Raw genomic sequence first — 15,827 nt, 5'->3', positions numbered from 1 at the left:
CGCGTGCCGGTCGAGGCCGAGTCGTGGCATGTCCAACGAGACCGTGGCTTCCTGGGTGTGGTGGGGGTCGAGGTTCACGACCACCAGAACCGTGTCCGTGCCGTCGCGCTTGCTGTACGCGATCACGGCGTCGTTGTCGGCGTGGTGGAAGTGGACGTTCCGGAGCCGGCGCAGTGCGGGATGTTCCCGCCGGATCCTGTTCAGCGAACCGATGAGCGGTGCGAGGGACGTGCCCGCCCGCTCGGCGGATTCCCAGTCCCGCGGCCGCAACTGGTATTTCTCCGAGTCGAGATAGTCCTCGGTACCGGCTCTCGCCGCGGTGTTCTCGCACAGCTCGTATCCCGCGTACATCCCCCAGGTGGGCGAGAGTGTCGCCGCCAGCACGGCCCGGATCTCGAAAGCGGGCCGGCCGCCGTGCTGAAGGAACTCCGGGAGGATGTCGGGGGTGTTGACGAAGAAGTTGGGGCGCATATGGGCCGCCGCCTCACCGGAGAGTTCGGTGAGGTATTCGGTCAGTTCTTCTTTGGTGTTGCGCCAGGTGAAATACGTGTAGGACTGCTGGAAACCGACCGCGCCGAGGGTGTTCATCATCGCCGGGCGGGTGAACGCCTCGGCCAGGAAGATCACATCGGGATCGGTGCGATTGATCTCCCCGATCACCTCTTCCCAGAACATGACCGGTTTCGTATGCGGATTGTCCACACGGAAGATCCGCACGCCGTGACTCATCCAGAACCGCAGAATGCCGAGGGTTTCCTCGACCAGGCCCGGCATGTCTTCGTCGAAGGCGATCGGATAGATGTCCTGGTACTTCTTCGGCGGGTTCTCCGCGTACGCGATCGTGCCGTCCGCCCGGTGCCGGAACCATTCCGGATGCTTCTCCACCCACGGGTGGTCGGGTGAGCACTGGAGCGCGAAGTCCAGGGCGACTTCGAGCCGCAGAGCGGTCGCGGCGCGCACGAAGTCGTCGAAGTCGTCGATCGTGCCGAGGTCGGGGTGGACGGCGTCGTGCCCGCCCTCAGGCGAACCGATCGCCCAGGGGACTCCGACATCCTCACGATTCGCCGAGAGATTGTTGTTGGGTCCCTTGCGGAAGGTCGTACCGATGGGGTGGATCGGCGGCAGATAGACGACGTCGAAACCCATGTCCGCGATCGCGGGCAGCCGCCGGGCCGCCGTCCGGAAAGTGCCGCTGACCGGTGGTTTCCCGGGCTCCACCACCGCGCCCTCCGAGCGCGGGAAGAACTCGTACCAGGAGCCGAACAGCGCCCGCTCCCGTTCCACCAGCAGGGGAAGCGGGGCCGACCGCGTGATCCGCTCCCGCAGGGGGTGCCCGGCGAGTGCCGTGTCCACGTCCGGGGTCAGGGCGGCGGCGAGCCGGGCGGACGGGGGCCGGGCATCGTCGCGAAGGGCGTCCGCGGCGGTCAGGACCGCCGCTCGGCCGGCGTCGCGCGGCACACCGGAGGCGGCCCGCTCGTACAACTCGGCGCCCTCCTCCAGGACCAGGCCCACGTCGATGCCGGCCGGGATCTTTATGCGGGCCGACCGGCGCCAGGCGGACACGGGGTCCGACCACGCCTCCACCCAGTAGGTCCACTCGCCCATCGCGGTGGGCGTGACGTCGGCGCCCCAGCGGTCCGTACCGGGGGCCAGTTCCCGCAGGGGAGTCCAGGGGCCGGTGCGCCCGTCGGGGCCGCACAGCACGACGTTCGCGGCGACCACGTCGTGGCCCTCGCCGAACAGTGTGGCGCTGACCTGGAAGGTCTCACCCACCACCGCCTTCGCGGGGCGGTTGCCGCGGTCGACGGCCGGACGGACGTCGACGACGGGGACGCGGCCGATCTGAACGACGGTCGTGCGGCCAACAGGGGGGACGTGGCCGCCGGCCGGGTTCTCGGTCATGTGATTCATCTCCGTCGTCGATGTCCTGGTCCAGGTCCGCGGTCGCCCACGGCTCGGAGGGGTCTTCCTAGGTCGCGGGGCTCACCGCGAGTGGGTCGGAATGTCCCGGAAGCGCGCCGATCGGCGGGCCGTGACCGGCCCGTTCGCGGCGCCGGGCCGAACTGGCCGACAGATAGCGCTCGGCGGCGTGTACGGCCTCACGTGCGCAGCGTTTGCCCATGAGGACGCAGAGCGTGTAGCCCGTGTCCTCGAAATTGCCTCGTGCGCCGTGGTCGGCGGGGGCCGCGAGCATCATGCGTTCCCAGGCCCGGTACAGCTCCAGCAGCCTGGCGACCTCGTCTTTGGCAGGCAGCAGCATCTCACTGGTCACCTTCCATTCCCTCGGATGCGCACGGTTCGCCCGGTTGTGCGTGATGACCGTGCACGCGGAGGTATCGACCGACTACGGCGGCCGACACCTTCACTCATGGTGCACGTGCAGCCACTCAACGTCCTGTTGTCGTTTCAACGACATTGGGCCATCGCTCGGGTTGCACGAATGGAGTACCGCTCGCACTCTGGGAATGACTCAGAAGCGATCACTGCTCACGCTCTGCATTCAGAGCCAGGTCCACCGGGACGATGAGGAGCGAGAGCTTCGCCGGTTGCCGGTGAGGAGCCAACGACGATGAAGACCGTAGTCCCCTGCTACTACCACCTCGACGTGGAGGTCAGTCCGGAGCGGGTCGAGCAGGTCAGGCGCATTCTGGCCGCCCATCTCCGGTACTGGGACCTGGAGAACCTCGTCGAGCCCGTCTGCCACTGCGCGGAGCTGCTGCTGCGGACGATCGACGCGCACGCGACGGACAAGAACACCACGCTGGAGATGTGGTGGAACGGCCAGCACCTCATCACCGCGATCGCGGACATCGACGGGAAGTCCCACCCGGAGTCCGCGACGCGGGGCTGGCTGGCGCACGTCGCCGCGCTGAGCGACGGCTGGGGGTGCTGTGCCACGGGCGGTGGCGGACGGATCGTCTGGTTCTCCCGCCGGGCCCGTGCGAGGGAACGCGCCCCGCTGGTCCCGACCGCGCCCGCGCCCAGCCTGCGCGAATCCCGGCACACACCCCGCGAGCTGCCGGTACCGGCCCTGGCCGCGCCGGTGCCCGAAGGCCCACTGGTGGGTGCGGCGACCGAGTGACGACGACCGGGTGACGGCGACCGTTCGGCCCGCGACCGCCTCGGCGATCGCGGGCCGACGACGTGCCGCCCGGAACAGGCCGGTCGACCGGACGCCGCAGGCACGGCGGCCGGTCGGCCATGGGTCCGATCAGGCGATCCGGGCCTCCCCGTACGGGACCAGCCGGACCGGCCCCAGCAGCCCGTACGCCGCCCGGGTCAGACCGCCGTACACAGCGGGGTCGCTGATGCGCAGGCGGTTGGCGAGTGGGGTGGCCACCTCGACCTCGATGGTGTTCGTGCCGCGTTCGAGCAGGTCGCCCAGGTCCACCACGGGATGGATCTGGTCGACCGGGTCGAGCCGGTGGCCGTTGACCGTGACCCGGCAGGTGTCGGTCGCCGAGCCCAGCTCCAGACGTGCGCCGTGCCCGCCGGTCCAGCCGCCGCCGAGCGTGACGGTGGTGCGGTAGCGGCCGATGCCCGAGACATCCGCGAGCTCGGGGATCTGCGACCAGGGCACCAGCGAGTCCAGCGTCACCTCGTGTTCGACGACGGTGGTCTTCGTCGCCGAGGCGCCCGGCCGCCAGTCCTGGACACGCAGACGCCACGACGTCAGTTCCATCGGCTCCGGGATGTCCTTCAGCGTGGCGCTGACGGCGCGTCCCTTGGAAAGCGTGGTCCGGTACGTGCCCGCGGTCGTGGCCCGCACGGTGAGACCGGCGTCGGTGAAGCGCACCTCCTCGGCCTCGCTGCCGACGGCGTACGGGCGGGAGCCGTTGCGGTCACCGAAGAGCCCCGGCCTGCCGATCGCCACGATGAGGGTCTCCGCGGGCTGCAGGGTCACCCGCACGGTCACCGAGTCGCCGTCCTCCGTGTAGCGGGCGACGCGCTCCGCCTTCCCGGTCCACGGATCCAGCAGGTACGGCACACCCTTGGCCGTGGTGCGGTGCAGGGTGACCTCGTGGTCGATCGCGGCGACGGCCGGCTTGACCGTCTCGGCGTGCTTGCCGTTGCACAGGTAGTAGTAGTCGACACCGTCGGCCACCCGGTGGGCGTTGAGGAGGGTCGACGCGGTCGCGTACCCGACGTCGGGCCGCACTCCGAGCGCGGTGAGCGCGTCACCGACCAAGGTCTTGTCGGTGACCGTGCGGACCAGCGGCCGGGCCAGCAACTCCTTGACCACGGACCGCAGTTCGTCGCCCTCGCCGGTGTCCGGGACGCCGGGCGGCACCACCGTGTCCCAGGCGCCGAGCAGCACGATCGGCAGTCCGGCGCGGCTGAACCGCAGCAGGGCGCGCGCGTCCCGCAGGGCGAGCGTCACCGTGGACCCGTAGAAGAAGTCGCCCTCGACGAACAGGGCCTTGTACGCGGGGCCGTCCGGGGCGAGCCGTCCCTTGCGCACGACGGCGGACGGCAGGTCGAGGAGCGGGCCGCTGAGGAACTGGTGGCTCCAGCCGAGCGTGATGCCCGTCGCGGTGAACCAGGACGCGCCGATGCCGGTGGCCGTGTAGCCGGTCTGCCGGAACACCGCCACGTCCGCCTTGGCCCTGCCGGTCTGCAGCACCTGGTGGACCCGGCCCAGGTAGCCGGAGACGTCCGAGACGTGCTTCCAGGTCGGATGCCGGGGACCCCAGGACTCGCCGTAACCGGCCACACCCTTGTACGGGGTGAAGGCCGCGTATCCCGGCCAGTTGACGCCCGGGAACTCGGCGTAGGAGAAGCCGTGGACGACCGTCTGGTTGACCCCGGCGGCGTAGGCGCCGCCCATGGTCCGCAGGAACTTCTGCCACGTGGTGCTGTACGCGCCGCCCGTGTACGCGCCCGCCTCGCAGGAGAGCACGGTGTGCCCCGCCATGTCACGGCCGCCGGCCAGGCACCGGTAGTCGTCGAGGTTCTTGAAGCCCAGGGACTCGCCCTCCGGGATGTCCAGGATCGCGGCCGTGGCGATGGCGTCGGTCTGCAACCCGTAGGGCTGCGAGCGCAGTTCCAGGCCCAGCGAGTGGGCCCAGGTGCGCAGCGCCGTGAAGTGGTGCTCGTTGACGAGGGTGGAGACCGTCTCCCAGAAGTCGTGCCGGATCTGGCGGGTGACGGCGGCCTCGAAGGCGTACACCTGGTTGCTGTTGTCCAGGACCAGGGCGGGCAGCAGCGGCAGCAGGGACCGGCCGGTGTGCTCGCGGAACGCGTCGGGCAGGCCCGGCGTCCACTGCAGTCCGTCGGTCTCCAGCTCGATGGAGTCCTCGAAGAGCGCCCCGCCGGACACCTTCAGCAGGCGGCGCACGGACTTCGTGAGGATGTGCTTCTCCCAGAAGTCGGTCACCGCGCGGGTGCCGGCCGCGCTGAAGTGGTCGACGACGTAGGCCGGCGGGTCGGTGTGCGGTCCGGCCTCCGGGGTCTGGCCGGAGCCGCGCACCCAGTACGCGATCACCACCCAGGTGCCGTCGTCGGGCGCGGTCCAGTCGAGGGCGCCGCCGGTGACCGTGGAGGTGAGATCGCGGACCGAGTCCAGGTCGAGGCCGGTCTCCTTGCGGGTGGAGTTCGCGGTGTTCACCCGGGCCGCCTGCACCAGGAGCAGCCGCTGCGCGGTCACACCGGCCGCAGCCTCGTGGACGGGCTTCGGAACGGGCCCGGAGAACGTGGCGCCCGGGGCCAGGGTGGCCGCTCCGTGGGCCAGTTCCTTGACGGCCGCGTCGCTGTCGGGGGTGATGCCGGGTACGGCGGCGGGCCAGCTGGGCCCGACGGTGAGGTCGATGGTGAGACCGCGCCGGGCGGCCTGGCTCAGCGCGGCCTCGACTCCCGCGACCCAGGCGGCGGTTCCCCAGCCGTGGCGGGCCGTGTCCAGGGAGGAGGTGTCGGTGACGCTGTGGTGGACGGCGGCTATCTCGGCGCCGCCGAAGCCCGCGTCGGCGATCTGGTCGATCTCCCGTCTGATCTCGTCCGGCTGCACCAGGCCGTCGGGCCACCACCAGCGGAACTTCGGGCGCACCGCGCGGCCCGGCTCGGCGAAACGCAGGGAGGAGGAGCCGGCGGCTCCCGCGGTGGCGGCCGGGGTCGCGGCCGAGGCGCTGCCGGGCGCCGCCCAGTCGATGACGCCGGCGGCGGCAGCCGTGGCCGCCGCCGCGGCGAGGACGGTACGGCGCGGGAGACCCGTCCGGGGCACTGCGGTGTGGTCGTTCATGGTTCTTGTCCACTCTTGGAGCTTGAGGCTTGGAGCCGGCTTGTGGCGTGGAGCCTGGAGGGCAGCACAAAGAGGACCCCCTGAAGGGCCCGGGGAGTTGAATCGTTTTAATCGCTGCGAAAGTAAGTCGCTCGATCGAGAGCCGTCAAGAAGCGTGCACGACACAAATTTTTTGGCCGCTCGGCCGTACGGCGTCGTCAGGGCCGTCTAACGGCGGATGTTCTCCACGTCGCCGAAGCCGCCCGTCGGGCTCCAGCGCAGCCGGGTGAGCCACTCGGTGGACGATCTCGTGAACAGCAGGTCCTCGGTGCCGGCCACGGTCGCGGCCTTCTCCCAGCCGTCGAAGTCCTCGGTCGCCCTGGTGTCCCAGGTCGCCAGGTTCCGGGTGCCGACGGCCGCGACCGATTCCGTCGGCGGTTCGCCGTCCGCGCAGTACACACCCCAGTTGGCGATCGCCGTGACCGTGTCGCGGAAGGCCTTGAGCGTGATGCTCCGGCACGCGTCGCCCTCGGTCGCGTACACCGGCCGGGGCTTACTCCACGGTCCGCCCGCGGTGTCCTGGTGCTGCTCCATGAGGCCGCGCCCGGCCGCGTAGTACATGCCCACACGGCCGCCGTCGGACCACTCGATGTCCTGGACGAAACGGGCGTGCGACGGGGTGGGGGAGCCGCTGTGGGTGTCCCCGGCGCCCGCGCCCCCCGCTCCGGTGTCCGTGCCCCCACAGGCAGCGGTGGACGCCAGCAGTGCGACCGCTGCCGCTGCCGCCGTCGCCACCCGGGCCGGCCAGCGGTCGCCCCGTACTCGTCGCATGTGTTTCCCCCCGGCTCCCGGCTCCCGTCGCGTGGCCCTCGGCGCCGTCACGACGGTGGGCCCGCACCGAACTGTGCGGGCACGGTCCATGGGATCACGGCCCGTGGGCGCCGGCTCACCCGAAGACGTTGTCCGTCTCGTCCCAGCCGAAGGGATCGCCGGTGGGCACGGGGGGCAGGGCACGCGGAGTGCGCGACGACGACTGGTACATCGCCTCGATCTCGGCCGCGTACCGGTCCGCGATGGCGTCCCTGCGCAGCTTCATCGACGGCGTGAGCAGCCCGTTGGCCAGGTCGAACGCCTCCGGCAGCACCCGGTACACCCGGATGGACTCCGAGCGCGACACGGTGGAGTTGGCCGCGCCGACAGCTCGGTTGATCTCCTCCCGCAGGGCGTGCTCCTCGCGCAGTTCGCGGTCGTGGGCGTCGCCCGGTACGGCGTGCACCGAGCGCCAGTGGGCGAGGTACTCGGGATCGAGGGTGATCAGGGCCCCCACGCAGGGCCGGTTGTCACCCACGACGACCGCCTGGTGGACGAGCGGATGGACCCGCAGGCGCTCCTCCAGAGCCGCGGGAGCGACACTCTTGCCGCCGCTCGTGATGACGATGTCCTTCTTGCGGCCGGTGATGCTCAGATAGCCCTCGTTGTCGAGCCTGCCGATGTCACCGGTGGCCAGCCAGCCGTTGTGGAGCGCGGCCCGGTTGCCCTCCTCGTCGTTGACATAGCCCTGGAACACCGAGGGCCCCCGGACGAGGATCTCCCCGTCGTCGGCCACATGGATCTCCGTGTCGGGCAGCGGCTGTCCCACGGTGCCGAACTTCTCCCGGCCGACGGGCTGGGCCGTGATGCCGCCGCTCGTCTCCGTGAGCCCGTACCCGTCGTGGACGAAGATCCCGATCCCCGAGTAGAACAGCGCCAGTTCACGGTTGAGCGGGGAGCCGCCCGACACGGCGCCGCACACCCTTCCGCCCAGGGCCGCGCGGAGCTTGCGGTACACCGTCTTGTCGTAGACGGCGTGCTGCAGCCGCAGTTCGAGGCCCGGGCCCGCACCCGTGCCCAGCCGCTGTCGCTCGGCCGCCGCCGCGAAGTCCTGCGCGGTACGCACGGCACGCTCGAACAGGGCGCCCTTGCCCGCCTCCTCGGCCTTGCGGAGGAAATTCTTGTACAGCTTCTCGAAGACGTACGGGACGGCGTAGAGATAGGTGGGCCGGAACGACAGCAGGGCGTCGGCCAGTGCCTCCGCGCGCAGGTCGGGTTCGTGGCCCATGAGGATCCCGCCCCGCATGCACAGCCCCTGGATCATGAGGCCGTACACGTGGGAGAAGGGCAGGAAGGCCAGGACGGCGGGCTGCTGCCCGGGCGGCGCGGCGGTGTGTCCCCACCCGGCCAGCAGGGTGTCGCAGGGGCTCGCCAGGCTGCTGTGGCTCAGCGCGCAGCCCTTGGGATGTCCCGTCGTGCCCGAGGTGTAGGCGATGACGGCCGTCGAGTCCGGCAGCACGATCCGGCGCATCGACTCGACGGTGGTGACCGGCACCGAAAGGCCCGACTCCGTCAGGTCCGCGAGCGCCCCGGCGTCGAGCTGCCAGACGTGCCGCAGGGTCGGCAGCGTGGCGCACACCGAGCCGACCGTCATGATGCCCTGCTCGTCCTCCACCACCACGGCGACGCAGCTCGCGTCCTGGAGGATCCACGCGACCTGCTCGTGCGAGGAGGTCGGATAGATCGGGACGATCTCGGCGCCCACCGTCCACAGCGCGTAGCTGAGCACGGTCCATTCGTAGCGGGTGCGTGCCATGACGGCCACGCGGTGGCCCGGGAAGATCCCGGCCGCGATGAAGCCCCGTGCCACGTCCACCACCTGGTCCCGCAGCTCGGTCGCGGTGACCTGCGACCAGGCCGCGGGAGAGGTGTCGGAGCGGCGTGCCAGTTGCGGCAGGTAGGGATCGCGTTCGGCTGTCTCGAAGAGACTGTCCGCGAGCCCGCCCTGCATCAGGGGCGAGGCCTGTCTGGATACTTCCAAGGGGTGCATGTGCCGCTCCAGAATCTCCTCAGAGCGCCCCTCCGATGGAGTCCGGAACCGAGGGCGTTCGAAATCTAGCCCACGACGGCGGGAGTTGGGTCACGAACGGACGATCGACCTGTCCTGATCTCGTTGCGCTGCGCCACCGAGCCGCTTCGGTCCGTCGAGCGGGAAACGGTTCCGGAAGGCACTGGCGAAGGTGGACGACAGCGGGGTGTCGGACGCGTGGTCCCTCGCGTTGTGATTGGCGTTCGCGCAGAGCATCCGGTACTTCGTGTTGGTCCACGGAACCGGGTGGCAGCCGCTGTACCAGGTGTGGTTCGGATCAGTGCCCACCGGGAAGCTGCTCGGGTCGATGGAAGCCAGGATCCTGATGTCCGGATTGCGCCGTAGGTCGTTCGACCAGCTGTACCACTCGTTGACCGGCGACGCGAAGGTGGCGGGCAGGTTCCCGGTCGGGACGTGCGTGCGGTCCTCCAGCCGCGGAGTGGCCGACGTCGGACCCCAGGTGTTCGACTTGAAAGTGCCGCTGCCGAGGAACTGCCGGTGACAGCAGGGCCATTGCTGATGTGCGCGGCGTCCCACGTACCGCTCCGCGATCACGGGTAGCTGCCGAGATTGGCCACGTTGGTGGTGGAGTTGGACGGGCCGCCGCGGTCGTTGACGACGTGGCGGATCGTGCCGGTGCCGCCGAGCGAGACCGTCACCATGCTGCGGAAGCGCACGTTCGCCGTGTTCGGCGCCTCGATGGCGTGTTCCGCGGTGACGGCCGGGTTCACGTTGAAGTAGCAGTAGCTGCCGAAGCCGTACACCTGGTGACTGGTCACGGAGTTCGCGACCTTGTAGGCGGCGTAGCCCTGCGTCGAACCGTTCATCCAGGCCGCCTGGTCGGGCGGGTCGTACGGCATCTCGTTCTGGTAGAAGTACGTGCGCCCGCCGTTGCCGTTCCAGATCGTCTGGTGCTTCTGGTAGTGCTCGACGAACAGGCCGTACATGGTGACGTCGTCGCCGTTGACCACGAGCCCGGTGTCGGCGGTGTTGGTGTTCCAGCCGACGCCGTTGCCGTGGTCGGCGCGCCAGATCCACAGATGGTCGCCGATCACGTCGTCGCTGTTGACCGTGAGACTGGTGGTGGCCTTGCCGACGGCCGCGCCGCCGATCCGGAAGAACACGTCGTGCAGGGAGCTGGGGTTCGCGCCGTGATCGGCGGAGGAGCCGCTCGGGCCCATCTCCAGGAGCTGCGCCGAGTTGGTGGTCCCCGCGTCGAAGAGGATCCCGGCGAGCTTGACGCCGTCGACGTCCGCGACCGTCATCGCCGTGACGCCGTTGTCCGGGATGAGCGTCGCGAGGCCGAGGCCGAGCACGACGGTGTCGGGGCGGGTCACCTTCAGGGTCTGGTTCAGGTGGTAGACACCAGGGGTGACCAGCAGGTTCTTGCCCTGTGCGAGGGCGTCGTTCAGCTGTCCGGCCGTCGCGCCGGGCTTGACGACGAAGAAGTCCGACAGGGGCAGCGAGGAACCCGCCGGAGTGCCGGCCGCCCAGGTGGTGCCGCGCGAGTCCGTGCGTACGGCGGGGACGAACACCTTGTAGGCGCCCGCCGCGTCGACGTACAGGAAGGGCTTCTCACGGGAGACGGGTGTGCGGTCGACCGTGGTGTACGGAGGGCTGGGGAAGCTGTTCGCGGGAGCGTTCTGCGACCCGACGAAGACCATGTTCCAGTTGGAGCCCGTCCAGCTCGACCACTCGGTGTTCCGCGACAGCCACTGCTGCTGCGAGCCCGACCTGACCTGCCCGTCGATCTTCGTGTCGGCCATGAAGCCGCCGCTCGACCAGCCGCCGTCGTCCAGCTGGAGGTTGCCGCGCAGATGCATCCGGCGGTACGGAGCCGCCTGCGAGACGGCCCAGCGGTCGGTACCGGAGGTCGGTGTGACGGACAGGTTCTCCGCCGAGCGCCAGAAGTTCTGGGTGGCGTTGCCCTGGAACCAGTCGGCCTCGGCGTGCACCGCGCCGCGGATGTCGACGTCGTCGGGGGAGAGGCCGAGACCCGCGACCTGGGTGTAGAAGCCGACATCGGCGTTCGCGGCGTAGGTGCCCGGCTTGAAGAGGAAGGCCTTGCGGGCCGTACCGAACTGGTTGGTCTCCTGTTGCGCGAAGGCCGCGTCGAGGCTGTTCTGGATGGTGGCGGCCGGGGTGGACGGGTCGAACACGGTGACGTTCGGGCCCAGATCCGGTGTGCCGGGCGGTTGTTGCACATCCACGGGGTCGACGCGGAAGGACTGGGCCGCGGAGCCGTTGCAGGTCCACTGCTGGAGCTGGACGCCGTCGGCGGTCGACGCGCTCGGCACGTCGAGGCACTTGCCGCTGTTGCGGTTCACGAAGCGATAGGTCGTCCCGGTCGCGTCCGCGACGGGCTGCCACTGCTGGTTCGTCCCGCCGCCGTACGTCCACAGCTGCACGGCCGCGCCGTCGGCGACCGAGACGTCGGCGACGTCCCAGGTCTTAGTGGCGTCGGCGCGGTTGTCGACCCGTACCCGCCCGTCGGTGGTGTCGCGCAGCTGCCACTGCTGGGCCTGGCTGCTGTTGCACGCGTACTGCTGGACGGCGGTGCCGTCGGCCGTCCCGGCGGCCCGGGCGTCGACACACTTGCCGCTGCCCGCGTTGACGACGGTGACCCAGCCGGTGGGCAGGGCCGCAGCGGCCCGCTCGGCACGCGGCGTGGGCGGGGCCGCCGCCACGGCACCCGCCGCCGACGCCACCAGGGCGAGGACGGAGAGCAGCGTGGGTATCCGGCGGCCTGGTGATCTTGACGATCCGGCTGGTGATCCTGTCGATCCGAACACGGATTCTCCTGTGCGTGGGGGGTGGGGGGAGAGAGAACGGCGTTCATGAATACGTTCACGGACATGAATGATGAGCGCATTCGTGGAATCTCGGCGATCGGTGAACCTAAAGGTCTGAACCAAGCGCGTCAAGATGTGAAGCAAAGACGGCCGGCAATCGCCCGGAGTCCGCAAGGAATTGAAGGCGGCACGGTCTCTGGAGGGGCGGTCCGCGATACCCGTCACTACGATGAAGGAGATCGTCGCGCCGCCCACCGGTCGGTGTGCGAGGGGGCCGACCGACGTCAGGAGGGCCGCCGTGAGCACCGTCGCGGTGAAGGCCGCCCAGCTGAGGAGCGGGCTCGTCCTCCCGTACGCGGAGGCGGGATACCCGGAGGGCGTCCCCGTCGTCTTCGTGCACGGCCTCGCGGACTCCTGGTGGGCGTTCGAACCGCTGCTCAGGCGGCTCCCCGCCGCGTTGCACGGGTACGCCCCCACCCAGCGGGGCCACGGCGACGCCGAACGGCCGCCGGACGGCTACGACCCGGAGGACTTCGCGGGTGACCTGGTGGAATTCCTCGATGCGGTCGGCATCCACCGGGCCGTCCTGGTCGGCGCGTCCAGCGGCGGTGTGGCCGCGCGGCTGGTCGCGGGCAGCCATCCCGACCGGGTGGCGGGGCTGGTCCTGGCGGGCGTCCCGGCCACCCTCGCCGACAAGCCGGCCGCCGTCGCCCTGGGGAAGAAGGTCAAGAACCTGGTCGACCCCGTGCCGCGCGCCTTCGTCGAGGAACTGCTCGCCGGCCTCACCGCCCGCCCGCCGGGACGCGGACTCCTCGCGACGATCGCCGAGGAGAACCTGAAAGTGCCCGCCCGGGTATGGCGGGAGACCCTGCGCGGCCTGCTGGAGACGGACCTGGTGGTCACCCTGAAGGGGATCCTCGTCCCCACGCTCGTGCTCTGGGGCGACGCCGACGGCATCCTGCCGCGCTCCGACCAGCAGCGCATCCTCGACACGCTCTTCGACGCGAGGCTCGTCGTGTACGAGGGCGCCGGTCACGCCCTGTACTGGGAGGAGCCCGAACGGCTCGTCCAGGACGTCGCCGCCTTCGCCGCCGAGGTGCTGCCCGACCGTCCGAACGGCCGCGCAGCACCTGGGACCTGACGTACGTTCAGGCGCCGATCAGGCGTTGGGGTCGAACGCGATCCCCGACGGCTTCGCCGACGCGAGGTGCGAGTTGAACGTGCTGTCCTTGATGCCGAGCGTCGCACTCCCGAAGTTGTACGAGGTCAGCGTGGAGCGCAGGCTGCCCGGGTAGCCGTTCCAGCCGACCAGCGGGGGCCGCTGCCAGGTCCCCTTGTGGTTCTCCGGCGGTTCGTCGCCCGCGGTCGCGGCACGGAAGCAGTGCGTGCTGATCCCGTCCTTGTGGTAGACGACCTTGGCGTGCGTGCCGTCCCAGCGGATCGCCGAGCGGTTGTGGACCGTGAACGAGCCGTGGTTGGACGTCGAGACGTACTGGGCCTCGTTGTTCTGCACCCAGACCACGACGTGCTCCCAGTCGTGCCGGTGCCCGCCGAGCCCGCTTCCCGCCACGGCCTGGTCCTTCTCGAAGTAGGAGCCGTAGACGATCGCGCACCAGCCGTTGTTGCACTTGGAGCGCGAGTAGGTGTTGACGCTGTCCAGGTCGGAGGCGTCGCGGCACTGGCCGTTCACGGCGCCGCTCGGGTTGAGTCCGCCGTTGACCGTTCCGTCGGGGCCGATGGCCGACGTGGCGTAGCAGCCGTCCGTGTCGTAGTCGTACGTGGGCTGGAACGTCGAGTCCAGCGCCTCCGCGTCGGCGGGCAGCGCGGCGGGCGGCGCCGCCAGGGCGGTGGCCGGGAATACGAGGACCAGAGCCGCGGCGCCCGCCAGTACGCCGAGCGACTTCCGGCCCAGACGCCGGGATCCGGGGAACTTCGATGCCGGTCTGCCGTTCACAGGTGTCCTCCTCATCGGCCCCGTACAGGCCAACGCCCTTTGTGACATGTGCAGCTCAGAGTCGCGGATTTTCACTCGCGTGCCAAGAGGCTTCAGCGGTCACAACGGTTACGGAGCGCCCAACACTTGTCGCTCGACCGGCGCAAGAACGTCACACACGAGGAGGGTTGGTGGAAAGCTGTGCCGCATGAGCGCGCCGCAGGTCACCCGGCCGACAGGTGACGGGCACACCGCCCCCCGCCCGCACGAACCGGCGACCGAAGACGAACGGCCGGGCCGCTTCGGCGGATTGCTGCGGTATGTCCGCTCGGCGCGGCGCCGCCGGTGGCTGTACGGGCTGGCCGTCGTCGGGCTCCTCGCCGAGATGGCGTTCGCGATGGTCACCACCGCCGTCGAGCAGACCCCCACCATCGACGAACCGGTGTACGTGGCCTCGGCCGAGGTGTACCTCAAGGAACGCAGCTTCCGTTACAACCCCGAACACCCGCCCCTGGGCAAGCTGATCATCGCGTCCGGCCTGGTGTTCACCGACGCGCACCTCGACCCCGACTTCGTCGGAAGCCAGACGGCACTCGGCCGGCACGTCCTGTACGAGTCGGGCAACGACCCCGGCCGGCTGATGCTGTACGCACGCCTGCCGGTCATCGTCCTGACGCTGCTGTTCGGGCTGGTCGTCCTCGCCTTCGCCCGCGATCTCACCGGCCCGCCCGGCGGCCTCGTGGCACTGGCCCTGTACGCGTTCTCGCCGGACGTCATCGCCAACGGCTCGCTGGCGACGCTCGACGTGCCCGCGACCGGGTTCCTGCTCACGGCCCTCTGGCTGCTGTGGCGGGCCCGACGGCGGCCGTACCTCTGCCTCCCGCTCGCCGGCGTGGCCCTGGGAGCGGCGGCGGCCACCAAGATGAGCGTGCTGCCCGTGATCCCGGTGCTGATGCTGCTGGGCGTCCTGTCGTTCCGGCACGCCCACCGGACCCCGGAACTCGACGCGCGGCCCCGGATCCCGGCGCCCGACACCCGCGCCCGGATCAGGCTCCTCGCGTACGGCGCGCTGGCCGCCGTAGGCATGGCGCTGGTCGCGGTCTCCGTCGTGTGGGCCACCTATCTCGTCGTCGACCCGTGGATGCGCTGGGCGGCCCCCGAGAACGTGCCGGACATCCGCGGGACGCGCGGCCGGGTCGCGGCCTGGCTGCCGTTCCCCGAGGCCTACCGCGACGGCTTGCGCATCCAGTTCGGCTTCGAGTACGACATCTGGGAGGGCTTCCTGTTCGGGCGGCTCTACGAGGGCTCGCTCTGGTACTACCTGCCCGCCGCGCTCCTGGTGAAGACCCCGCTCGGCATGCTCGCGCTGTGGACCGCGGGCTCCGTCGCGATCCTCGCCGTACGCGGACTGCGCCCGGCCGCTCCGTACGTGCTCGTCCCCGCCGCCGTACTCCTCGCCATCTCCATGCACGGCGCCCGGGATCTGGGCGTCCGCTACGCCGTGTTCATGCCGATGTTCCTGGCGGTCGCCGCCGCGGGAGTGACGCTCTCACGGCGGCGACCCGCCCACTGGGCGACGGCGGCACTGCTCTGCTTCGTGGCGGTCAGCTCGCTGCGCACCTACCCGTACTACCTGCCGTACTCCAACGAGGCGTTCGGCGGTCCGTCGAAGACGCATCTGCGGCTGCACGACTCGAACGTCGACTGGGGCCAGGACCTGGGCCGTCTCGCGGACCACCTCGACCGGCGCCACTTCGGTGAGCGGGTCTGGCTGGTCCACAAGGGCGCCGGTGTGCCCTCGTACTACGGCATCGACGCGTCCGACCCGCTCAAGGCCCCCCTCGGTGAGGTGCACGGTCTGCTGGTGGTGTCCGACTCCGCGGTGGCGAAGGCGGACGGGCGGCTGGCCGCACTGCTCGACACCAGCACGCCGATCGACGACGTCGGCCACTCGATCACGGTGTTCCGGCGTCGCTGACACCGACGCTC

General features: G+C 70.4%; 11 protein-coding genes. 3 read left to right on the top strand and 8 right to left on the bottom strand.

Features of this window, described 5'->3' with window-relative positions:
• Positions 1–1,902 (bottom strand): alpha-1,4-glucan--maltose-1-phosphate maltosyltransferase (locus tag ACH4DZ_RS32255; protein WP_398291099.1); only part of this gene is annotated, 1,902 nt, incomplete at its 3' end.
• A 67-nt stretch (positions 1,903–1,969) separates the two neighbouring features.
• A complete protein-coding gene (locus ACH4DZ_RS32250; RefSeq protein WP_398291131.1) occupies positions 1,970–2,260 on the bottom strand; it encodes a DUF5133 domain-containing protein in 291 nt (96 codons plus the stop codon).
• A gap of 309 nt (positions 2,261–2,569) precedes the next feature.
• Between ACH4DZ_RS32250 and ACH4DZ_RS32245 the strand changes: the two genes are divergently transcribed.
• Positions 2,570–3,082, top strand: a complete 513-nt coding sequence (locus tag ACH4DZ_RS32245; protein WP_398291097.1) for a pep a2 — start codon at positions 2,570–2,572, stop codon at positions 3,080–3,082.
• A 129-nt stretch (positions 3,083–3,211) separates the two neighbouring features.
• On the opposite strand, the gene ACH4DZ_RS32240 is transcribed toward ACH4DZ_RS32245, so the two are convergent.
• From ACH4DZ_RS32240 to ACH4DZ_RS32220, 5 genes are all read right to left on the bottom strand, one after another.
• On the bottom strand, positions 3,212–6,235 hold the full coding sequence (locus ACH4DZ_RS32240; RefSeq protein ID WP_398291095.1) for a glycosyl hydrolase: 3,024 nt from the start codon (positions 6,233–6,235) through the stop codon (positions 3,212–3,214).
• Between the two features lie 207 nt (positions 6,236–6,442).
• Entirely contained in the window at positions 6,443–7,045 is a 603-nt protein-coding gene (locus ACH4DZ_RS32235; protein WP_398291093.1) for a hypothetical protein, read from the bottom strand.
• A 115-nt stretch (positions 7,046–7,160) separates the two neighbouring features.
• Complete coding sequence (locus tag ACH4DZ_RS32230) at positions 7,161–9,074, bottom strand: AMP-dependent synthetase/ligase (protein WP_398291091.1); 1,914 nt, start codon at positions 9,072–9,074, stop codon at positions 7,161–7,163.
• Positions 9,075–9,164: 90 nt separating this feature from the next.
• Positions 9,165–9,650: a hypothetical protein gene (locus tag ACH4DZ_RS32225; protein WP_398291089.1), complete on the bottom strand. Its 486-nt coding sequence runs from the start codon at positions 9,648–9,650 to the stop codon at positions 9,165–9,167.
• 14 nt (positions 9,651–9,664) lie between these two features.
• Positions 9,665–11,824 carry an RICIN domain-containing protein gene (locus ACH4DZ_RS32220; protein WP_398291129.1) on the bottom strand — a complete coding sequence of 720 codons (2,160 nt, stop codon included), beginning with the start codon at positions 11,822–11,824 and terminating at the stop codon, positions 9,665–9,667.
• Between the two features lie 379 nt (positions 11,825–12,203).
• On the opposite strand from ACH4DZ_RS32220, the gene ACH4DZ_RS32215 reads away from it, so the two are divergent.
• Positions 12,204–13,046 (top strand): alpha/beta fold hydrolase, encoded by an 843-nt coding sequence (locus tag ACH4DZ_RS32215; protein ID WP_398291087.1) that lies wholly within the window; start codon positions 12,204–12,206, stop codon positions 13,044–13,046.
• An 18-nt stretch (positions 13,047–13,064) separates the two neighbouring features.
• Here the strand turns inward: ACH4DZ_RS32215 and ACH4DZ_RS32210 are convergent, their stop codons facing one another.
• Positions 13,065–13,874, bottom strand: coding sequence for an NPP1 family protein (locus ACH4DZ_RS32210; protein ID WP_398291085.1), 810 nt, complete (start codon positions 13,872–13,874; stop codon positions 13,065–13,067).
• Between the two features lie 172 nt (positions 13,875–14,046).
• Between ACH4DZ_RS32210 and ACH4DZ_RS32205 the strand changes: the two genes are divergently transcribed.
• Positions 14,047–15,816, top strand: a complete 1,770-nt coding sequence (locus ACH4DZ_RS32205) for a glycosyltransferase family 39 protein (RefSeq protein WP_398291083.1) — start codon at positions 14,047–14,049, stop codon at positions 15,814–15,816.
• Positions 15,817–15,827 lie beyond the last annotated feature (11 nt).

This window comes from Streptomyces sp. NPDC017991, from assembly GCF_044328075.1.
Taxonomy (GTDB): Bacteria; Actinomycetota; Actinomycetes; order Streptomycetales; family Streptomycetaceae; genus Streptomyces.
The sequence above is the reverse complement of the archived record's forward strand: the minus strand, read 5'-3'. Positions and strand labels throughout refer to the sequence as shown.